Raw genomic sequence first — 20,312 nt, forward strand, 5'->3', positions numbered from 1 at the left:
AGATATGGAGGTTAAGGCGCGCGTAAGGAGGGCTCAGCGGCGCGGTGCGGGCTGTGGCCGCCGGGCGGGGCCGGTCTGCTGCTGCTCGCGGCGGCGCTGCCTGCGGCGGCGGCCGAGCAGCCAGCCGGCCGCGAGGACGGCCAGGCCGAGCGGGGTGCGGATCAGACGGCGGGCGAGCAGCAGCTTCAGGAAGTTCACCATGGTGAACGCCTGCCCCAGGGCGGGCCCGGCAAGCCCGGCCGCTAGCGCGCGGTGCGCCGCCGCCGCAGCGCCCAGAGCGCGCCGCCCACGCAGAAGACCGCGACGCCCGCGATCACCGAGGTGAGCGGGAGCGTGAACGCCAGCACCAGGCACAGCGCCACCCCAGCCGCCGGGACGACCTTCGGCGGCGCGCCCTCCTCGCGCGACAGCGTGAGAGCCGAGGCGTTGGCGATGGCGTAGTAGACCAGCACCCCGAACGACGAGAACCCGATCGCCTCGCGCAGGTCGGCCACCAGCACCAGGGCGATCACGGCCACGCCGACCGCCAGTTCGGCCCGGCGCGGCACCTGCCTGACCGGTTCGACCGCGGCCAGGCCCACCGGCAGGTGCCGGTCGCGGGCCATCGCCAGCACGGTCCGCGACACGCCGAGGATCAGCGCGAGCAGCGCCCCCAGCGCCGACACCGCCGCCCCCACGCGGACGACCGGCGCGAGCCACCCTGCCCCTGCCGCGGTGGCGGCGTCGGCGAGCGGCGCGGGCGAGGTGGCGAGGCCCGCAGGCCCGAGTACGGCGAGCGCGGTAACCGCCACCGCCGCGTAGACGACGAGGGCGATCCCGAGGGCGATCGGGATGGCCCGGGGGATCGTGGTCGCGGGGTCGCGTACCTCCTCGCCGAGCGTGGCGATCCGGGCGTACCCGGCGAAGGCGAAGAACAGCAGCCCCGCCCCCTGGAGGACGCCCCACGAGGGCGCGCCCTGGAAGCCCGGCAGCGCGCCCGCGCCGCTCGCGCCGACCAGCACGACGGAGGCCAGCACCAGCAGCACGGCGGCCACGATGATCCGGGCGGCCAGGGCGGACGTGCGCACGCCGTACAGGTTGAGCGCGGTGAGCCCGGCCACCGCGGCGACCGCCGCCCACCGGCCGGACCCGGGCGCGAGATAACCGCCGAACGTCAGCGCCATGGCGGCGCACGAGGCCGTCTTGCCGGTGACGAACCCCCATCCGGCCAGGTAGCCCCACAGGTCACCGAGCCGCCGCCGCCCGTAGACGTAGGTGCCGCCGGACTCGGGGTAGAGCGCGGCGAGCCGCGCGGAGGAGATCGCGTTGCAGTACGCGGCCACGGCGGCGATGGCGAGCGACAGCAGCAGCCACGAACCGGCCGCGGCGGCGGCGGGCGCGAAGGCGCTGAACACGCCCGCGCCGATCATCGCCGCGAGCCCCACGACGACGGCGTCACCTGTTCCGAGCCGCCGCGCGAGTTCTCCGTTCACTCACCCTCCGTCCGCGCCAGGAACCGCAAGCCTGCCTTCCCCGGTTGAACACCGCGTGAACACCCGGCGGCGGTACACAGGTCAGTGGGGTGGGGGCAGGCAGGCGGGGCGGAGGAGGGCGAACGCGCGATCGACGAGGGCGAGGCGGTCGGCCTGGCCGTCCGCCTCCGCCCAGGCGCGGGACACGCCGTCGAGGGCCGCGCCCGCCGCCGCCGTGACCAGGTCAGCGGTGAACGCGTCGAGGCCGTGCCCCGGCCGGGCCAGCAGCGCGCCGGTGATCAGCGTGCGGGTCTCCTCGCGTTTCTGCATGAACCGGGCGCGCAGCGCCGGGGTGGCCTCGATCAGCCGCAGGCCGTCGAGCGTCTGCCGTTCGGCGTCGATCCGCTGCTCCCACCCGCGCAGCACGGCGTGCAGGGTGTCCCACACATCCTCGCCCTCGGGCCGGGCGGCGATCTCCCCGGCGATCCGCTCCCCCATCAGGTCCACCCGGCCGAGGACGACGTCCTCCTTGACCGGGAAGTAGCGGAAGAAGCTGCGCTTGGACATGCCGGCCGCGCGCGCGATGTCATCGACCGTCGTCTCGTCGTACCCGCGCTCGGCGAACAGCCGCATCGCCGCCTCGGTCACCTCGGCCCGCACCGCCGCCTTGGTCCGCTCGCGTAGTCCCGTCACGCCCGTCACCTTACACCAGTTGACATGAATGACACTCGGTGCCACATTCAGAGCATGGATCTCAGCGAGAAGACCGTACTCATCACCGGCAGCACCGGCGGGATCGGCGGCGAGACGGCCCGGGGCCTCGCCCGGCTGGGCCTGCGGGTGCTGCTTGTCGGCCGAGACCGGGACCGCGCGCTACGCGCAGCCGCCCGGATCACCGCCGACACCGGCAACGAGCGCGTGGAGGCGTTCAGCGCCGACGTGACCCGGCTCGCCGACCTGCGCCGCCTCGCCGAACAGGTCGCCGAGCGGCACGACGCCCTGCACGTGCTGATCAACAACGTCGGCACGGCGGGCGAGCGGCGCGAACTCACACCGGACGGCGTCGAGACGATGTTCGCCGCCCACGTACTCGCGCCCTTCACGCTCACCCACCTGCTGCTGCCGCTGCTGCGCGCGGGCGCGCCCGCCCGGGTGGTCAACGTCACCGGCGGCATCCCGGGCGGGCCGATCGACCTGGCCAACCTTCAGGCGGAGCGGCGGCTGCTCGGCTGGACGTTCAGCCACTACAACCACACCAAGACCATCCAGATGGCGATGAGCCACCGGTTCGCCGAGCTGGTGGGCGGCACCGGAGTGGCGGTCAACGTGGTCTACCCCGGGCACGGGTACACGCCGATGAACCGGGCGATGCGGATACGGAGCTTCCCGTACGTCTACCGCCCGGTCGCCCCCCTGGTGAAGCTGCTCGCCCCGATCTTCATGGCCGACCTCACCAAGCCCGCCCGCTCCGGCATCCGGATGGCCACGGACCCGGCCCTTGAGGGGGTCACCGGCGCGTACTTCGGGCAGGACGGCCGGCGCAGGCCGTGGCCGCCCAGCGTCCTCGACGAGCGGGTACGCGACCGGGTGTGGTCCCTCTGCGAGGAACTGAGCACCCGGCCGCTGGGACATTTGTCTTACTAGCCACGGTCTCAGGAGGCGAGGGCCGGAGCCTTGTCGGCGGCCCGCTCGCCCATCGCGCCCCGCCGTACCGCGGCGGCCTTGTCCCGGCAGCGCAGCAGCAGGCTACGGCCGAGCAGTACCAGCACGCCCAGCTCGGTCACCACGACCAGCCGCTGGGTCAGTCCCGCCGGGATGTCATCGTTGCTCACCTCGATGCCGACGAACCGCAGCACGTACGGCACCACGACCGCGACCAGGCAGGCCAGCGCGACCCCGCAGAGCACCCGCATCGCGGTCGCCCAGCGGTCCCTGGTCACCAGCCGGGCCAGGATCAGCCCCGCCAGCGGCATGGCCAGGAACGCCACCAGCGCGGCGTACCTGTGGATGCCCCCCGACATCGACAGCGGCACCCCCGGCCGGTCGGTGGGGAAGGCCCCCACCAGCATCATGCAGGCCCCCCACGCCGCGACCAGCAGCGCCACCCGCTTGGACGCGGCGGCCCTGACCATCGCCATCGCGAACAACGCGGCCCCCGCCGCGAAGCAGGTGAGCGACACGCCCAGCAGCCATCCGGCCGGCGCGAAGGCGTACTCACTGATCAACCCGTGCATCGGGTCCAACCCGGCGGTCACATGCAGCCCGAGCATCGCGGCGGCCCCCGTCACCAGCGCCACGAACCCGGCGACGACCAGTCCTTTCGTCCGGATTTGTACTTCAATCCCCATGGCTCACAAGGCTGGCGGGAAGGGCCGTGGCGGGGTATCGGAGATCCCCCCAGAACCGGCCCTGACCCCTCCCTTAAGTCATCCCGGGGAGCCTGGGGACAGCCATACCGGGGCACTTGCCACAAAGCGCCCGTGACCTGCCGTTTTCCTCTCGGGGGTAGGGCCAGCCCCATCAGGGTTCACCCCCGCCCCGCACCCCGAGAGCAGTACCGTGTCAGGTGGAGGTCCCCAATGCCCATACCCGCAGACGAACCGCCACGCGGCTCGTCCCGCCTCGTACCCTCCGCAGAGTACGAGGCACTACGGGAGACCGTCCACCTGCCGCCTTCCCCGATCCCCGCCCTGATCGAAATCGGCGAGCGATAATCGACCGGGACGAAGGGTCGAGGGAGCGGAGGCAAGGCCGTGAGAGAGATCACTCAACGCCACTTCTGCGGCATGTGCGGCGGTTCAGGCACACGCGAGGTACCGCGAGCGGTGGCCTTGAAGGGCACGATCCAGACCGCTGTCGTGGTGGAAAGCTGCACATACTGCGACAGCAAGGGCTACATCGAGTACACGGTAACCGTCCACCCGATCCCCGAAAACGAGGGCGACCCAGAGCGGTAGCGCCCTCGCATCATCATGCGTCAGCGGGAGTGGCATAGGCGGCCCCGAAACCCGGCCCGGACACCACAGGCACCGGCACACAACGGGCATGCCGCACCAAACCTCCAGCCGTACCGTCCCATGGCCCCGCCCCGACAACCCCAGACCGCCGGTCCCCACCTCCGCCAGCGCACAACGGGCCTCGCTGACGCTCGGACCGTTCTTCCTCAAGTCGGGCTCCGCCCGACCGCTGACGCCACCGAGCACACTTCCCCAAAGTTCCAGCGAGACAGGTCGGCGCACGGTGACGCGGGCCCACATCTCTCCCTCTGAAAAGTGTGGGCAGCTTCCCCACATGGTTGATCACTGGGACGCCTTCAGGAGGCACTTCGCCCAGAGGCTCTGGCTGCACCAACTCCGCCCGCATCGCCAGGGTCTGGGGGCCACGCACATCGTGCAGGAAGATGTTTCCCACGAAGAGAATCTCACCCAAAGGGCATCCGGCAGCCGTGCTGTCCAGTTTGCAGAACAGTGGCTGGGGCTTGCTCACTCCAAGCCGGTACGGCAGTAGGGCGGCGCTGAATGGATATTCCATTCCAGCCTCGTGAAGCACCAAGATCATTTTCGATGCCATGGAGTATCCGCACCGCTAGCCCAACAGGCGTTCCATCTCCAAGCCCCTTGCTTCCCAGCTTCTACGCAGGGCGCGCGGGGTTGCCACTCAAACGTGTATATTTTAGTCCTCATGCTGACATTGGGACGGCCTTGTGGGCCTTGGGTCTAGTAGTCCTTGACTTCTGCGGCCTCCATAGGTTCGGATGGTGAAGCAACCACTGTCAGGAGCGCGTAGCATGGAGAAACTTCGCCGCGACGGCGAGTTGGCCGTTACCTTCTACTGCAAGAATCCCGGCTCACAGGGCGATATCGAGTGTGACTCCTTCTATTTGACCAGTCGCGATTCATGGATCGTCCAAGGGAAGCGGCGGGGGGCGGAGGTGGCGAACCAGCTCATCGCCCTTGCGGAAGACGAGACGTTCGTAGAGATCTCTGGCCCTACAGCAGAGGCTTTCATCAAAAAGTACGTCAAGGAGCGCTATGGAGTTGATCTCGGCGTCACGTCGGATTGAGGTACTGTTCGGCGAGCCCGCCCAAGAGATTCGGAAGTTAGAGCTTTGGGATTTCTACGAGGTAGACCGGCAGCTCTTCGATGCCTGGCGTTCGGGCGACCGGAAAACCGTCGAAGAGACAATGAAAGGGCATCTGAAGGCCCGCGCCGGGAGGTTGGCACGCGGTTTCCCGTTTCGGCGTGTTCGGGTCGTCTCCGAGCCGCTGTCGGAGTACCAGCGAATGGCAGTCGAAATCGCCCACCCAGAAGAGCTTCTACGCTGGCTACCCAGATCAAAGGTATCGGCCACACCACTTCCCGGGAACGATTGCCTGATCCGTGACGACTTGGTCGTCTTCAACCTCATCGGCGGAGATGGCCGGCAGGCCGAGATTCAACTCTCGACCGATCAGGACGTGGTGAGATTCTGCAACGAGGCGTTTAGCAGGGCATGGTCTCTCGGCATCCCTAACGGCGAATACAATCCATAGCGCCATGTCCGGCTCAGAGCCATCCGAGTCCGCCAAGCGCGCACTCGGCACCCAGCTCAAAGAGCTACGGCATGGCGCCGACCTCACTGGCGTGGAGCTTGCACGCCGATGTGGCTGGCACAAGACGAAGATCTCGAAGATCGAACACGGGACACAAAGTCCGACTGAGGCGGACATCAGAATGTGGGCCACAGCCTGCAACGCCGAGGGGCTGGTATCAGAACTCATCGCCACCAGCCGCGAGATCGATCAAATGTGGACCGATTACAAGCGGCGACACGCTCGCGGCATGAAGAACCTTCAATTTCATGCGATGGACCTGTACGCCAGCTCCAAGCTCATACGCGTATACGAGTCTCTGTTCATCCCTGGCTTCCTGCAAACGGTCGAGTACGCGCAGGCACAGTTCACCATCCACGCCAGGCTCCATGGCCTACCTCTCGATGATGTCGAGGATGCCGCGCGAAACCGAATGGCACGTAAGAGGTTCCTGGGGACTGGATCACCGATTTTCACCTTCCTATTGGAAGCGTCCGCGCTGGCCAACAATATGGGCGGACGTGAAGTCATGGCAGGCCAGCTCGACTATCTCGAGAAGGTGTCTTCGCTCCCCTACGTCTCAGTGGGCATCATCCCCGACGGGCGCATCAGGTCGCTTTATCCAGGTGAAGGATTCTACCTGTTCGACGAAAGCCTTTTAAAGCAAGAGTTTTGGTCGGGCGCGTTCCAAACGTCGAGACCTGATACTATCGCCTACTTTGTCCGGGTTTTCGCAGCCCTTCGGGCTCAAGCGGTATTTGGCTCAGCCGCCGGGGTGGAAATCGAGGCCGCCCGCAGGCGCCTTCAAGGAACTTGAAGCAACTTTATGGCGGCGCTGATGGCACCGCTCCTACCTTCTGGGCGGTAAGGACAATCTCCCGGCTGGCCGCGAGGTCGCCCAGGCCGCGAAACCGGCTGCCAAGGTGGTCCCCGCCGGTCACGGTCCCTTGGTGCTCACGCATGGGAGCGCCGTGCTGGTCACTGACCCGAACACACCCATGCTGTTCGGAAAGCCTGAAGCGTCCCGACCGGTTCCTCGAGCAAGCGACCGAGGCGCTCGCCTTCCAGCCCCAGAAACAGACAGCAGAGTTCTTTCAACAGGCCGCGATCCTTCACGGACTGCCCCGGTCAGCCGCAGTCCTCCTGGCGATGGCAAGCCGATGGGCGGCCTGGCAGGGATCGGCCGCAAGCGGTGGTGACCGTTGTGTATGACTCGGAGGACGAGTTATGGCCTACTCGGATTGGACCATCTCCGGGAGTATCGCCCTCCGGCGCATAAACGGGCTGCTTGTTGTGGTGACGGCCGCGAGGCCCGCATGCCTGGCCGAGGCGATCGATGCGCGCGAAAAGCGCGAGGCTGAGCGCGTGAACCGTGACCTGGCGGAGCTTGGCCACGTCGTGAACTCCGCCTTCAGACGCTTAGAGCGTACCCACCGGCGGCCTAACGAGACCCAATTCGAGGCAGGAGGACCGCCATGAGCCTGCGGACCCTATCCGCGGTGATAGGCGACGTGTTCGGGCTGTTCTTCAGCGCGGCGACGGTAATCGTCGTGCTGCTCTACACCTACATCCAGGACCGGCGAGCGGACCGGCGGCCCTGGAAGGGGCCGCGCCGCCGATAAGACCTCCCGGAGGCCGGGCAATCACCGGCGGAGACATGAACCGCCGCTGCCACCCCAACGGCGCCCGGCCTCCAAAGGCTACAGCCACAACGGCCGACGCCTGAGCAAAAGGCCACTAATACTACCGGGCGGCCCGCATCACTCCATAGGAAAGGAGCAGCCGTGATCGCAGACCTCTACACGATGCCCATTGAGGGCATCGTCATGACCGCGCCGTGCGGCGGTAACAACAACGAGGACGGGGAAGGAGAGGCGTGCTTGACCATAGGGCGGATTCCCGGCGAGCCGGATGCCTATGTCGTCGGTGACTCCAAGAAGCACGACGCCCCTCCTCTGAGGTTCTTCGGGCCCGAACTGCGGGCCTGGGGCATCGACACTGCAAAGGTCTGATCACTCGACACGGCGTCCCTGCGTACCTTCCAGCGCAGGGACGCCGCTCAATACCGGAGGCACGGTGCGAACGGTGGAGCACTTCCACGCCTATAGATGGATCGGCCAACGGGCGACCCTCGATAGGGAAGACGGTGTGCGGCGCACTCCAATGGACTCGGCCGACCCGGCTGTCAGGAGTTCACCGTTCCCGCCGTTTCGGATGTGCGACTACCTGCTGAAGCCTGCGGGGCAGATCTGCATTACCACGACGACCGTAGGAGACGCCGTCGAATGGCTGGCGAAGCAGTTCGACGAACTTGCCCCTTCGCTCGCCCACCCTGGCCGCCTCGGGCCCGACCCCAGGACGTCTCTAGTGGAAGAAGCGGTTAGGTACCTGCATTATGCCGACAGTGTGTCTCGGGGGTACTGGCTGATTGGCGAGAGGTATGCCGCCCTCGCCGTCGTCCACTGCCCGGACTTCCATGCGCCCCACTACCCGTGCCCCGCAAGCTAGGAGCGAGGGCTTAACCCTCAGCATTACTTCGGGCGCAGGGACAGTCGACGGCCGGCCTACGAAGCTGGATCACGGGCACGTGAACCGCCGCCCAAGTGTCCATGGAATCCCATCCTGCGCGGCGATTTCCAGCCAGTCCGAGTGCTACGCCGAGCCGGAGTGGCGATGCCCATCACGGCGGTCAGTGATGTGCATCTGCCTACCGTCAGATGTCGGTGAGAGTGCTCAGGAGGTGACCGTCAGTTCCCATCGCACTTCACCGTCGTGCAGGTGATCCGTGGGCGTGAGCCCGGCACTTGCGGCAACGGCCGCGGAAGCCTGGTGGTCAGGGTGAATGTGCGCGATGACGGTCCGCACCGGGTGCCCGCCGAGCCAGCCGACCAGTCCTTGCGCGGCCTCGGCGGCAATGCCCCGCCGCTGCCAGGGCGTCCCGACCACCCAGGCGACCTCCGCCGTGTTCCCGGCCCGGTCGGCGGTGACGGTCGCTTGCACGGTACCGACCAGGCGGCGCTCCTCGCGCAGGCTGATGACCCAGTTGCACCACGAGACCGCAGGGTCGGGGGACCCGGTGACCAGCCGCTGGTACCGCGAGCGCAGCGCGACGATGTCCGAAGGCTCGCCCCCGATGAATTCGTGCAGACCGGGGTCGGACAACGCGACCGCCATCTGCTCAGCGTGCTCTTCCCGGAGCGGCACGAGATCCAGCCGGGCGGTGCGGATGAGCTGGGGGCGAATGTCCATTCGGTGAGCCTTGCCCTTCGCACGAAGTCGGGGCTGAGATGAACTCGCCACCGTCGCCCTCCAGAAGATCATACTGGCGCCCCCGGCCTCTCAAACTGCCGTGTAGCCGGTGCCGGAACGGCGAGCGGGCCGACCACCCGCGAAACCCGGTCACCGGGGCCGTCACAGGCATCGGCGAGCGGCGCTCAGCAGGCATGCCGTACCAGAACGCCGAGCCCGCCTCCAGCGGGCACAATCAACCTCGCCGACGCACCTTCCAGTTCCTGTCACACAGGCCAGCGACCGGAGTCATGGATAACCGGAGTCCGCCTGGAGAGGTCAGCGGTCCAGCCGAAGCTCATCGAACCGGACCGCCCGATCCCCCGCGTATCACCCGGACGCCGAGAGTACCGGGGAGAGGTCGGCCGTTGGGACGGCCCAGCCGAAGTGGTGAGGTCACATCCGCCGCCGCAGGACGTACTGGTCGAAGTCGCCCTGCTGAGCCGCGACCAGGAAGGCCATCCACGACTCATATGTGGTCACCAGCCATCGGGGCCGCTCCGAAAGCTCCCCGATCTCCAGCAGTGCGAGACCTCTCCGCTCGGCCGGCTGCACCTCCCCCGACAGCGCCGCCGCCACGAAGGCCGAGAACCGCTGCCGCGACACCAGCACACCGCCGCTGCTGAGATCAGCCACGTCCCGGACCAGCAACCAATCCGAGTCCAGCCCGGACTCTTCCACCTGAAGCCCGGCGGGCCTGCTGTTCACTCGCTCCTCCTGGCCCGCCTGAAGCAACCGCCCAACAGCGGCCCTAAACCTGGTCGAACTCACCCTTGGTCACCCTCCGCTGAAAGTCCGCCCACGCATCAGGCGTTGTCGTCACCGCTTCCTCAAGGCCCGGAATGAGATCCCCGACCGCCAAGCGGATCGATCCGGACGTCCCTCTATCCGGCTCGAACGCCCCCTCCCGCACCTCGGCCAGGAACGTGCTCCACCCAGGCCGGGAGATCCACACACCCGACCCGGGCGCGGCCTCATCCCGCAGGCGAATCCAGTTCGTATGGCGCGGATCCACGTAACTCACCACCAGGCGGTGCGCCCGGCCGTCACTCATGCCGCGCTCCGCATCGCCAGGTCCGCCCACACCGACCGGCCACCCCAGCCCACACGCTTCACGCCCCACTTCGCGGCCAGGATGTCCACCAGGACCAGCCCCCGCCCGCCCTCTCCGTCGTCGGTCGGCTCACGCAGACGAGGCCCAACGCCGCGTCCCTTATCCAGGACTTCCAGACGTGCCGCGTCCTGAAGGATGGCCAGGCGTACCGTCACCCTCTCGCCGGGACGTGACCCATGGACGATGGCATTGGTGACCAACTCGGTCACGACGTACAGCGCCGAATCCACGGCGTCCTCGGCCCCTCCGCCACCCCGTAACACGACACGGGCGAACGCTCGCGCCACCGGCACCGACGACGCCGTAGCAGGAAGCCGCACCATCCCCAGGAATGTCGTCACGGGCACCTCCGATTCGGCCCCTGCTGCCGCAACGAGCTGGCATGCTCATATCGGCACATACAGGCTCCTTTATGCAGGGCTGCATCGTGCAGGGCTCTAGATTAGAGCCCTGCAGCGTGGATAGGGAAGGGAGTTGCGCATGCCCGCTGGAAACAACCCAGTACGCCGTCGCCAGCTCACCGCCGAACTGAAGCGGCTGCGCGACCTCGCGGGCCTGACTCAAGAGGAGGTAGCGAGCCGCGCCGACTGGCACCACACCAAGGTCTTCCGTATCGAGTCCGGCCGCACGGCACCGCACCCCAACGACGTACGAGTACTCGCAACGGTGTACGGCCTCAAGGATGAGGAGCAGATACAAGCGCTCATCCAGCTCGCCAAGGACTCGCGGAAACGTGGCTGGTGGTACTCCTACCGGGATGTACTGCCAAGCCGGTACGAGTTCTTGATCGGCCTGGAGCAAGAAGCGGCCAGCATCCGTACGTTCGAGCTGGCCGTGGTTCCAGGTCTGCTCCAGACGGAAGACTACGCTCGCGCCCTGATCCGTGGCGGCCCGCTCGAACTGGGCCCCGACGAGATCCAGCGACGCCTGGAGGTTCGTCTCACGCGACAGCAGGTGCTCGCCAAAGAAGATCGCCCTCAGTTCTGGGTGATCATCGACGAGGCGGTCCTACATCGCCTCGTTGGTGGACCCGACGTCATGCGCGATCAGCTTGATCGCCTCATCACCGCTTCCGCGGAGGGGCGAACCACTATCCAGATTGTCCCCTACACAGTGGGAGCGCATCCCGGCACGATCGGCAGCTTCATCGTCCTGGGCTTCGCCGAACCCGGCGAGATCGACGTTGTCTACACAGAGACAATCGGTGGATCACTATCAGTAGACAAGCCCGACGAAGTCCGCCACTTCACCACGGCCTTTGACCACCTCAGAGCCGTGGCACTCAGTCCAGATGACTCGAACGCTATGCTTATTGCAGCTCGTAGAGCTTTGCCCGGCAAGTGACAGGAGGTGGCGATGACCCGATTTGACCTGTCGGATGCAGTGTGGCGGAAGAGCAGCCGCTCACAGCAGAATGGAGCGTGCGTTGAGGTTGCCATGCTCCGCCGGCACGTTGCGGTACGCGACAGCAAGAATCCTGATGGCCCCGTCCTGATCTTCACTACTGAGGACTGGCGAGCGTTCACAGGAGCAGTTGCGCGCGGCGAAACCCCGACTCCGTAGTCCATTGTCGCTGTATCCGACCACTTGACCGTGCCCCTGCGTTCATGCGGGGGCACGAGCATGCTGTGGCCACCGTCCAGGCGCGGCTCCAGCCTCACGAGACGCCAGGTACAGGGCGTACCAGGCATCTGTATGCGGGCCGGTTACCGATCATTGCCTGGCGTCATTCGAGCGGGTATGGGTTCAGGCCACCCCATGGCCGGGCAACGAGGACCAGGAGTCCTGATGGGACGAGTCGAGTACTGGAACGATGAGGACGCGCCGCAGGCCAATAGCCTTGTGCCCGCCTGCGGAACGGTGACCGTCGATGATCAGGGGCGGATTCTGTTGCAGCGCCGGAGGGACACCGGGCAGTGGGCGCTGCCGATGGGGAAGATGGAGATCGGGGAGACGCCCTCACAGTGCGCCGTCCGTGAGACGCAGGAGGAGTCGGGCATTCTGGTCGAGCCGTTCGGCCTGCTCGGCGTTTACTCCGATCCAGACCATATCGTCGCCTATACGGATGGTGAGGTCCGCCAGGAGTACGAGGTGATGTTGCTCGCCCGCCCGGTTTCTGGAGTACCCGGGGCGAACGACGAAGCCAGCGATGCCCGCTGGTTCGCTCCGGAGGATTTGAAGGACCTGGACATCCACCCGACCCAGTGGCGGCAACTCAATGACTATCTGACCGGCCGGTACCCGCACGTGGACTGAAAGCGCGCGGAGGGCGCATCGGCCTCTCGGGATATCCGCCGGCCCCACCACTACTGCTATTTGGCCCGATCTTCCCGTCTCCGCTCGCTACTGGTCACGTCACATCCGGCGCGCCGTCACGGTGGTCACCAAGTGACCTCTGCCTAGTACTCCAGCCGTAGATCGGGATCAGATGGTGTGCAAGGTCGATAGGGTATGGCGTCAAAGATCTCGTGGAATCACTACTGTTGTGGGCGGAACCATTAGCCGCCCTGTCGACACATATGGCCTGATCGCTATAGCCTGCGAGATGAGAGACCGCCAGCCGATCAGCAGATCGGTTTCAAGGGGCGTATGTCAAGAAAAGTTGGGCTCATATGCGGCGGGACGACATATGGGGAGGCGCACTAGCGGGCTCTCAAGCCGCACTTACTCGGCAATAGTCGCGGCCATGACAGCATTGATAGGCGCGAGTCGTTCGGTCCATGGCAGCGTAGGTAGAGAGGTCCAGACCTTCAATGCTGATCGTCGATGTCACCCCTGGCGGCGTCGTTGCAGTAGATGAGTACGATGCAGACGCCGTACTGCCAGATGGGAGTGTGAGCATCTCCGCAACCCTGCCAGCAAGTCTGACCACGGGCAGGGGCGAGGCTGTCCGTGTTCTGGTCGAAGTACTAAGGCGTTTCGGTGGGGTCGCTCCGCGCGCACTTCTGGGGGGCTACCTTGTCCCGGGAGCCGAGGGCCATCTCCTGGTGCAGGTCCATTACAGTCCTGACACCCAGGCGATGCCGCAGCGTGTCGTGGGTAGCCGTCTATGGAGGGACCCATTTACTGTAGGGCTTCCGAGGGAGTTTGCGGATGCCGTCATACAAGCTTTTCTTGGGCAGGATCGTGAGATAGTTCCCTCTGGGCATCTGATCATCGATAGCGCGGGCTGCGATGAAATCAATTCAGCCGCCCCTGTGTTTGGGCAGGCTGCTTCTTCCTTGCTGTGTGTCATATCATCCTGACTACAGGGAATAGCGATTGAGCCTGAGCTTCGCGACCTGATTCGTACCTGGTAGTTGCCGTAAGCGCGGCAGATCTCTCCCAGGGATGGCGCAAGGTGGGCGCCTGGGAAGGCCCAGACAATTGATCGCGGTAGCGGGACTTGGGCCGTTGGTGCGGCATGAATTCGTGAAGCAGTCGGTGGCGCAAGCGCCGGGCGAAGCCCGGCATGAAAAGGGCGACTGAGCGAAGCGAAGACGATTACGCGCGCGGTAGCGCGCAGGCCCGCCGAAGGCGGTGGTGGTTGGGGAAGGGGCGTTCTGGTCGGCGCTGAACAGTGAGTACTGCGGCACATGGGAAACGCCGGGCACGAGGGCGCTACTGGCAACGGTGGGCGGCGGGTGCTGGGCTCTGCCGTACCGGATCAAGGGGCGGCACGGGCGGGCGTACCGGATCACGAGCGCCGGGCGGAGCCCGGCATGGGAAAGACGGCTGAGCGAAGCGAAGGCGATTGTGCGCGCGGTAGCGCGCAGGCCCGCCGGAGGCGGGGTGGTGGTTGAGGAGGGGGCGTTCTCGCCGGTGCTGAACGGTGAGTACTGCGGCACATGGGAAACGCCGGGCACAGGGGCGCAGCCGGATACGGGGGGCGGCGGGTGCTGGGCTCTGCCGTACTGGAGCATGGAGCGGCACGGGCGGCTGGAGCGGATCATGAGCGCCGGGCGAAGCCCGGTCTGAAAGAGGCGGCTGAGCGAAGCGAAGGCGATTGGGGGCTCGGTACCTGAGCAGGAGAACGGGGTGCTTGACTTCGAGCGCGCTCTAACGGGGAGGCTTGGGGCATGGAGACGGGGCTGGGGATTCAGGGGGCCGCCGAGCGGTCGGGGCTGAGCGCGCACACCCTGCGCTACTACGAGCGCATCGGGCTCATTCACGAGGTGCACCGGGACATCACCGGTCACCGTGTGTACTCCGACGCCGACCTCGGCTGGCTCGACTTCCTGACCAAGCTCCGGGAGACCGGCATGCCGATCGCCGAAATGTGCCGTTACGCCGAGCTGATGCGCGAGGGCCCGTCCACCGTGCGGGCCAGGCGGCTGATGCTGGAAGAGCATCGGGAACGGGTGCTGGCCCGCATCTCCCAACTCAATGACGATCTCAAGACCGTCGACGACAAGATAACCACGTATCTGGAGATGGAATGATCACTCGCAGACTGGGAAACGGGGGCCCGGAGGTTTCCGGTATCGGCCTGGGCTGCATGGGCATGTCGGAGTTCTACGGGGCCGGCGATGACGCGCAGTCGATCGCGGTCATCCACAAGGCGCTGGACCTCGGCGTCGACTTCCTGGACACCGCCGACATGTACGGCAGGGGCCACAACGAACTTCTCGTCGGCCGGGCCATCACGGGGCGCAGGGACGAGGTGGTGCTGGCCACCAAGTTCGGCATCGTGCGCAGTGACGACCCCAACGCCCGGGCCGTTGACAACAGCCCGGACTACATCCGGGCCGCCTGCGACGCCTCGCTCAAGCGGCTCGGCGTCGACCACATCGACCTGTACTACATGCACCGCCGCGACCCGAACGTGCCCGTCGAGGAGTCCGTCGGGGCGATGGCCGAGCTGGTGACGGCGGGCAAGGTCCGTCACCTCGGGCTGTCGGAGGTCAGCGCGGACACCCTGCGCAAGGCCGCCGCGGTGCATCCGATCGCCGCCCTGCAGAGCGAGTACTCGCTGTTCACCAGGGGTCTGGAGGAGGACATCCTGCCGGCCGCCCGCGAGCTGGGCATCGCGCTGGTGGCCTACTCCCCGATCAGCCGCGGCATCCTGTCCGGTGCCGTCGTCTCGGCCGATGATCTGGCGGCCGACGACTTCCGCCGGACCGCGCCCAGGATGGCCCCGGACGCGATCGAGCACAACCTGGCGCTGGTGGCCGAGGTACGCGCGATCGCCGACGAGGCCGGCTGCACGCCCGCGCAGCTCGCGCTGGCGTGGCTGCTTACCCGCGGCGACGACGTGATTCCGATCCCGGGCACCAAGCGGCTGCGCTACCTGCTGGAGAACACCGCCGCCGCCGACATCACGTTGACGCCGGACCAGCTCGCGGCCCTGGAGAAGGCCGTACCGGCGGGCGCCGCCCACGGCGCCCGCTACGCGAACATGTCCACCATCGAGCAGTAGTAGGGCTCAGACCGCCAGGAACACCGTCTCGCCCTCGCCCTGCAGGCGCACGTCGAAGTGGTAGAACCCGTCCTCCGGGCGGGCCACGAGCGTCGCGCGCCGGGGCTCGTCGAGGGTCGCCAGGAACGGATCGTCGTCGTTCAGGTAGACGCGGGTCCACACCGGCTTGAGCAGGCCCCTGGCGAACACCAGCATCGAGATGTAGGTGGCGGGCCGGGCCGTGCGGAAGACGTACCGGCCGTCGGGGTCGGTCGGGCAGCGCCCGAAGATCCCGGGCTGGCAGATCTCCAGCAGCGCGTCCGGCACCGGAACGCCGGCGCCGTCGAGGACCCGCCCGCGTAGTTCGATCGCGCCGGGGTGGTCCTCGGGGACGGCCCACGGGCCCTCGGGGTACGGCAGGGCGTGCCCGAAGAACGGCCCCACGGTCTGCGACGGCGTCGGCGTGGCCGCCGTCGCGCCTCCCTCCAGAGCACCCATCACGCCTCCCTCCTGAGCACGATGTCCCACTGGTAGCCGAGCGCCCACTCCGGTTCGGTGGTCGCGAGGTCGAACGTCGCGATCAGCGACGAGGGGTCCGGCACCGAGCCCATGATCGGGTCGTGCGCGAAGAGCGGGTCGCCCGGGAAGTACATCTGGGTGACCAGCCGCTGCACGAACTGCGTGCCGAACACCGAGAAGTGGATGTGCGCGGGCCGCCAGGCGTTGGGGTGGTTGCGCCAGGGGTAGGCGCCCGGCTTGATCGTGACGAACCGGTACCGGCCCTCGTCGTCGGTCAGGCACCGGCCGAATCCGGTGAAGTTGGGGTCGAGGGGGGCGGGGTGCCGGTCGAGGTCGTGGGAGTAGCGGCCGGCCGCGTTGGCCTGCCAGACCTCGACCAGCGCCCGCCGTACGGGACGGCCGTCCTCGTCCAGGACACGCCCGGTCACGATGATCCGCTCGCCCAGCGGCTCGCCCTCGTGCCGCCTGGTCAGGTCGTGGTCCAGGTCGGCGACCGTCTGGTGGCCGTAGACCGGGTCGACCAGTTCGACCGCCTCGGGGTCGAGCTTGGCGGCCACCAGGTGCTGGGAGGGGGCGCGCAGCACGGTGCTGGCGTATGGGGGGTGCAGATAGGGCGGGTGCGGATCGCTGATCACGACATGTCCCTTCAAATGGTCAGATCAGTACGGGGGCCTCCGTGCGTTCGCGGATCTCGTCTCCGCTCACGCCGGGGGCGGTCTCCACCAGGCGCAGGCCGTCGCCGGTGACGTCGAGCACCCCGAGGTCGGTGATGATGCGGTGCACGCAGGCCGCGCCGGTGAGCGGCAGCGAGCACTCCTTGACGATCTTGGGGCTGCCGTCCTTGGCGCTGTGCTCCATCAGCACCAGCACCCGGCGGGCGCCGTGGATCAGGTCCATCGCGCCGCCCATGCCCTTGATCATCTTGCCGGGGATCGCCCAGTTGGCCAGGTCGCCGCGCGCGGACACCTGCATGGCGCCGAGTACGGCGAGGTCCACGTGGCCGCCGCGGATCATGCCGAACGACAGCGAGGAGTCGAAGTACGACGCGCCGGGCAGCACCGTGACGGTCTCCTTGCCCGCGTTGATGAGGTCGGGGTCCACCTCGTCCTCGGTCGGGTAGGGGCCGACGCCGAGCACGCCGTTCTCCGACTGCAGCCACACGCCCTGCGGCGCGTGGTCGGCGACCAGGGTCGGCAGGCCGATACCGAGGTTGACGTAGTCGCCGGGGCTGAGTTCGGCCGCCGCCCGCGCGGCGATCTGGTCACGCGTCCAGGGCACGGCGGGTCCTCCGCTTCTCGATGTGCTTTTCCACCTGTCCGACGTGCAGCACCCGCTGCACGAAGATCCCGGGCAGATGAACGTCCTCGGGGGCCAGGTCGGTCAGTTCCTCGACCTCGGCGATCGCCACCCGGCCCGCCATCGCGCACAGCGGGTTGAAGTTGCGCGCCGACTTGGCGAAGTGCAGGTTGCCGTGCCGGTCGCCCTTGGCCGCGCGGACCAGCGCGAAGTCGGTCGTGATGCTCTCCTCCAGCACGTACTCCCGCCCGCCGAAGACCCGCGTCTCCCTGGGCGGGGAGGCGACGGCCACACTGCCGTCGGGGTTGTAGCGCCAGGGCAGTCCGCCGTCGGCGACCATCGTGCCGACCCCGGCCGGACTGTAGAAGGCGGGGATGCCGCAGCCCCCCGCCCGCAGCCGCTCGGCGAGCGTGCCCTGCGGGATCAGTTCCACCTCGATCTCACCGGCCAGGTAGCGCCGGGCGAACTCCTTGTTCTCCCCGATGTAGGAACCGGTGGCACGGGTGATCCGCCCGGCGGCGAGCAGCAGCCCGAGGCCGCCGCCGTCCACGCCGCAGTTGTTGGACACCACCGACAGGTCCCCGACGCCGCGTTCGTGCAGCGCGTCGATGAGCACCGTGGGCACTCCGCACAGGCCGAAACCGCCGACCGCGAGCGAGGCCCCGGGAAAGACGTCCGCCACCGCCTCCGCGGCCGATCCGACTAGTTTGTTCACCACACCATCCCCACATAGTTCTCGGCGAGCGTGGTCGCAGCCGCTGTTGACGAGGTCACGTAGTCTAGATAGGCGGTTTGCAACCTTTCGCCATAGGGGTCCTCGTCTGCGAAGGTATGCAGCAGATTCGTCATCCACCATGAGAAGTGCTGCGCGCGCCAGACCCGGCGCAGGCAGGTCGCCGAGTAGGCGTCCAGCCCGGCGGACGAACCGGTCTCGTACCACTGGGCCAGCGCGTCGGTCAGCACGGTCACGTCGGCGACGGCGAGGTTGAGCCCCTTGGCCCCGGTGGGCGGAACGATGTGGGCGGCGTCGCCCGCGAGGTAGAGATTGCCGTACCGCATCGGCTCGGTCACGAACGACCGCATCGGGGTGATCGACTTCTCGATCACCGGGCCGGTCTCCAGCCTGAACCCGGGCACGGTCTCAAGGCGCGCGGCCAGTTCGGACCAGATCCGCTCGTCCGGCCAGGCGTCCTCGCGCTCGTCCTTGGGCACCTGCAGGTAGAACCGGCTGATCTCGGGCGAGCGCATGCTGTGCAGGGCGAAGCCGCGCGGGGTCCTGGCGTAGATCAGCTCTTCGGCGGACGGCCGCACCCGGGCCAGCACGCCCAGCCAGGCGAAGGGGTAGTCGCGCTCGAAGGTGGTCAGCTCGCCCGGCGGCACGGCCGCGCGGGTCACTCCGTGGAAGCCGTCGCAGCCCGCGATCACGTCGCATTCCAGCGTCTCGCCGCCGAAGGTCAGGTACGGCGAGCCGGTGAGGTCGTGCGGCTTGACGTCCGGCACGTCGAACAGGATCTTGCCGCCCGCCGCGAGCCTGGCGGCGATCAGGTCCTTGACGACCTCCTGCTGCCCGTAGACGGTGATGCTCCGGCCGGGGACCAGCTCCTCGAACGCGATCCGGTGGGCCGCCCCGCCGTACCTCAGCTCGATGCCGTGGTGCGGCAGCCCCTCGCGGCGCATCCGGTCGCCGACCCCGGCGGCGGTCAGGACGTCCACCGTGCCCTGTTCGAGCACGCCCGCCCTGACCCGGCGCTCGCAGTAGTCGCGGTCGCGCAGTTCGAGGACGACCGAATCGATGCCGCGCAGGTGCAGCAGATGGGACAACAGGAGTCCCGCGGGGCCCGCGCCGACGATCCCGACCTGAGTTCGCATGAGTCGAGCATGCTCTGTTCGATCATGCTCGCACCCGAGGGTCTTCCGCTCAGCGGAAGACCTCTCTCAGGAGATGGCGGCGAGGTCGCGGGACAGCGCCCTGGCCGCGCCCAGTACGGCAGGGTCCAGACGGCGCAGGTCGGCGCTGTGCCGCCACACCACGACCGACAGCGCCGCCACCACGCGGTCATCGCCGTCGCGCACCGGGGCCGCCGCCGACAGCGTGCCGATCGACATCTCCTCCTGGGTGTGGGCGAGGCCGGAGCGGCGGACCTCGGCCAGCTCGGCGCGCAGCCGTCCCGGATCGGTGATCGTGTTGGGGGTGACCGCGGCGAGCGGGGCGGCCAGTACGCGTTCCACGGTCTCCTCGGCGGCGAAGGCGAGCAGCACCTTGCCGACGCCGGTCGCGTGCAGCGGGAGTTCGCCCGCGACGCGGGAGAACACCGGCACCGAGTGCGGCCCGCGCAACCGCTCCAGGCACAGCACGCGGTCCTCGCCGAGCACCGCGAGCTGGACGTTCTCCCTGGTCGCCGCGTACAGCTCGGCCATGTACGGCAGGGCCAGCTCGCGCAGTTCGCGCGGCTCGGCGGCCTGTGCGCCGATCCGCCACAGCAGCCGCCCGACCCGGTAGGAGCCCTCGGGCAGGCGTTCCAGGAAGCCGCGCGCGGTCAGCTCGCCGACCAGCCGGTGCCCGGTGGTCAGCGGCAGACCGGCTCTGCGGCAGATCTCGGTGAGCGTCAGGCGTACGTCTCCCGGCAGGAAGGCGCCGAGGACCGCCGTCACCTTGGCCGCGACGCTCATGCTCACGCACGTCACCCTACGCGGAC

25 protein-coding genes are annotated in these 20,312 nt (G+C 67.7%); 11 read left to right on the top strand and 14 right to left on the bottom strand.

All coding sequences use genetic code 11. The features are described from left to right. Positions 1 to 33: 33 nt before the first annotated feature. From DP939_RS46295 to DP939_RS24590, 3 genes are all read right to left on the bottom strand, one after another. Entirely contained in the window at positions 34 to 201 is a 168-nt protein-coding gene (locus DP939_RS46295; protein WP_158578678.1) for a DUF6203 family protein, read from the bottom strand. Between the two features lie 41 nt (positions 202 to 242). Then, a complete protein-coding gene (locus DP939_RS24585; protein ID WP_225878473.1) occupies positions 243 to 1,472 on the bottom strand; it encodes an APC family permease in 1,230 nt (409 codons plus the stop codon). An 81-nt stretch (positions 1,473 to 1,553) separates the two neighbouring features. Then, positions 1,554 to 2,144, bottom strand: a complete 591-nt coding sequence (locus DP939_RS24590; RefSeq protein ID WP_199565389.1) for a TetR family transcriptional regulator — start codon at positions 2,142 to 2,144, stop codon at positions 1,554 to 1,556. A 54-nt stretch (positions 2,145 to 2,198) separates the two neighbouring features. Between DP939_RS24590 and DP939_RS24595 the strand changes: the two genes are divergently transcribed. Next, the gene (locus tag DP939_RS24595; protein ID WP_113983110.1) at positions 2,199 to 3,095 is read left to right on the top strand and encodes an SDR family NAD(P)-dependent oxidoreductase; all 897 of its coding nucleotides are present in this window, start codon (positions 2,199 to 2,201) and stop codon (positions 3,093 to 3,095) included. Between the two features lie 8 nt (positions 3,096 to 3,103). On the opposite strand, the gene DP939_RS24600 is transcribed toward DP939_RS24595, so the two are convergent. Then, positions 3,104 to 3,799, bottom strand: coding sequence for a DUF998 domain-containing protein (locus tag DP939_RS24600; RefSeq protein ID WP_113983111.1), 696 nt, complete (start codon positions 3,797 to 3,799; stop codon positions 3,104 to 3,106). Positions 3,800 to 5,238: 1,439 nt separating this feature from the next. Between DP939_RS24600 and DP939_RS45520 the strand changes: the two genes are divergently transcribed. From DP939_RS45520 to DP939_RS24615, 5 genes are all read left to right on the top strand, one after another. Beyond that, complete coding sequence (locus DP939_RS45520; RefSeq protein ID WP_147268116.1) at positions 5,239 to 5,514, top strand: hypothetical protein; 276 nt, start codon at positions 5,239 to 5,241, stop codon at positions 5,512 to 5,514. Next, entirely contained in the window at positions 5,483 to 5,983 is a 501-nt protein-coding gene (locus DP939_RS24605) for a DUF6879 family protein (protein ID WP_113983112.1), read from the top strand. Before DP939_RS45520 ends, DP939_RS24605 begins: the two co-directional genes overlap by 32 nt. 4 nt (positions 5,984 to 5,987) lie before the next feature. Next, complete coding sequence (locus DP939_RS24610; RefSeq protein ID WP_113983113.1) at positions 5,988 to 6,839, top strand: helix-turn-helix domain-containing protein; 852 nt, start codon at positions 5,988 to 5,990, stop codon at positions 6,837 to 6,839. Between the two features lie 658 nt (positions 6,840 to 7,497). Further along, the gene (locus tag DP939_RS46300; protein ID WP_158578679.1) at positions 7,498 to 7,644 is read left to right on the top strand and encodes a hypothetical protein; all 147 of its coding nucleotides are present in this window, start codon (positions 7,498 to 7,500) and stop codon (positions 7,642 to 7,644) included. Between the two features lie 162 nt (positions 7,645 to 7,806). After that, a complete protein-coding gene (locus DP939_RS24615) occupies positions 7,807 to 8,034 on the top strand; it encodes a hypothetical protein (RefSeq protein WP_199565390.1) in 228 nt (75 codons plus the stop codon). 721 nt (positions 8,035 to 8,755) lie between these two features. Here the strand turns inward: DP939_RS24615 and DP939_RS24625 are convergent. The 4 genes from DP939_RS24625 to DP939_RS24640 form a co-directional block, all read right to left on the bottom strand. Next, positions 8,756 to 9,271 (bottom strand): GNAT family N-acetyltransferase, encoded by a 516-nt coding sequence (locus DP939_RS24625; protein ID WP_113983115.1) that lies wholly within the window; start codon positions 9,269 to 9,271, stop codon positions 8,756 to 8,758. Between the two features lie 435 nt (positions 9,272 to 9,706). Beyond that, the gene (locus DP939_RS24630) at positions 9,707 to 10,018 is read right to left on the bottom strand and encodes a hypothetical protein (RefSeq protein ID WP_147268117.1); all 312 of its coding nucleotides are present in this window, start codon (positions 10,016 to 10,018) and stop codon (positions 9,707 to 9,709) included. A 43-nt stretch (positions 10,019 to 10,061) separates the two neighbouring features. Further along, entirely contained in the window at positions 10,062 to 10,364 is a 303-nt protein-coding gene (locus DP939_RS24635; protein WP_113983117.1) for a hypothetical protein, read from the bottom strand. After that, on the bottom strand, positions 10,361 to 10,765 hold the full coding sequence (locus DP939_RS24640; RefSeq protein WP_113983118.1) for an ATP-binding protein: 405 nt from the start codon (positions 10,763 to 10,765) through the stop codon (positions 10,361 to 10,363). The genes DP939_RS24635 and DP939_RS24640 overlap by 4 nt, the downstream gene beginning before the upstream one ends. A 139-nt stretch (positions 10,766 to 10,904) precedes the next feature. On the opposite strand from DP939_RS24640, the gene DP939_RS24645 reads away from it, so the two are divergent. From DP939_RS24645 to DP939_RS24670, 5 genes are all read left to right on the top strand, one after another. Then, entirely contained in the window at positions 10,905 to 11,768 is an 864-nt protein-coding gene (locus DP939_RS24645) for a helix-turn-helix domain-containing protein (RefSeq protein WP_113983119.1), read from the top strand. A 12-nt stretch (positions 11,769 to 11,780) separates the two neighbouring features. Continuing rightward, positions 11,781 to 11,987, top strand: a complete 207-nt coding sequence (locus DP939_RS24650) for a DUF397 domain-containing protein (protein WP_113983120.1) — start codon at positions 11,781 to 11,783, stop codon at positions 11,985 to 11,987. Between the two features lie 225 nt (positions 11,988 to 12,212). After that, on the top strand, positions 12,213 to 12,680 hold the full coding sequence (locus tag DP939_RS24655) for an NUDIX domain-containing protein (protein WP_113983121.1): 468 nt from the start codon (positions 12,213 to 12,215) through the stop codon (positions 12,678 to 12,680). Between the two features lie 1,802 nt (positions 12,681 to 14,482). Then, positions 14,483 to 14,845 carry a MerR family transcriptional regulator gene (locus tag DP939_RS24665; protein WP_113983123.1) on the top strand — a complete coding sequence of 121 codons (363 nt, stop codon included), beginning with the start codon at positions 14,483 to 14,485 and terminating at the stop codon, positions 14,843 to 14,845. Then, the gene (locus DP939_RS24670) at positions 14,842 to 15,822 is read left to right on the top strand and encodes an aldo/keto reductase (protein WP_113983124.1); all 981 of its coding nucleotides are present in this window, start codon (positions 14,842 to 14,844) and stop codon (positions 15,820 to 15,822) included. The genes DP939_RS24665 and DP939_RS24670 overlap by 4 nt, the downstream gene beginning before the upstream one ends. Positions 15,823 to 15,828: 6 nt before the next feature. On the opposite strand, the gene DP939_RS24675 is transcribed toward DP939_RS24670, so the two are convergent. From DP939_RS24675 to DP939_RS24700, 6 genes are all read right to left on the bottom strand, one after another. Then, positions 15,829 to 16,299: a peptidase associated/transthyretin-like domain-containing protein gene (locus DP939_RS24675; RefSeq protein WP_113983125.1), complete on the bottom strand. Its 471-nt coding sequence runs from the start codon at positions 16,297 to 16,299 to the stop codon at positions 15,829 to 15,831. Then, a complete protein-coding gene (pcaH, locus tag DP939_RS24680) occupies positions 16,299 to 16,955 on the bottom strand; it encodes a protocatechuate 3,4-dioxygenase subunit beta (protein WP_113983126.1) in 657 nt (218 codons plus the stop codon). Before pcaH ends, DP939_RS24675 begins: the two co-directional genes overlap by 1 nt. 19 nt (positions 16,956 to 16,974) lie before the next feature. After that, a complete protein-coding gene (locus DP939_RS24685; protein ID WP_113983127.1) occupies positions 16,975 to 17,598 on the bottom strand; it encodes a CoA transferase subunit B in 624 nt (207 codons plus the stop codon). Next, complete coding sequence (locus DP939_RS24690) at positions 17,582 to 18,331, bottom strand: CoA transferase subunit A (RefSeq protein WP_113983128.1); 750 nt, start codon at positions 18,329 to 18,331, stop codon at positions 17,582 to 17,584. Before DP939_RS24690 ends, DP939_RS24685 begins: the two co-directional genes overlap by 17 nt. Continuing rightward, positions 18,328 to 19,485: a 4-hydroxybenzoate 3-monooxygenase gene (gene pobA, locus DP939_RS24695; protein WP_113983129.1), complete on the bottom strand. Its 1,158-nt coding sequence runs from the start codon at positions 19,483 to 19,485 to the stop codon at positions 18,328 to 18,330. Before pobA ends, DP939_RS24690 begins: the two co-directional genes overlap by 4 nt. A 66-nt stretch (positions 19,486 to 19,551) precedes the next feature. Then, complete coding sequence (locus tag DP939_RS24700) at positions 19,552 to 20,286, bottom strand: IclR family transcriptional regulator (protein WP_113983130.1); 735 nt, start codon at positions 20,284 to 20,286, stop codon at positions 19,552 to 19,554. Positions 20,287 to 20,312 lie beyond the last annotated feature (26 nt).

The sequence above is a fragment of the Spongiactinospora rosea genome (assembly GCF_003315795.1).
GTDB lineage: Bacteria > Actinomycetota > Actinomycetes > Streptosporangiales > Streptosporangiaceae > Spongiactinospora > Spongiactinospora rosea.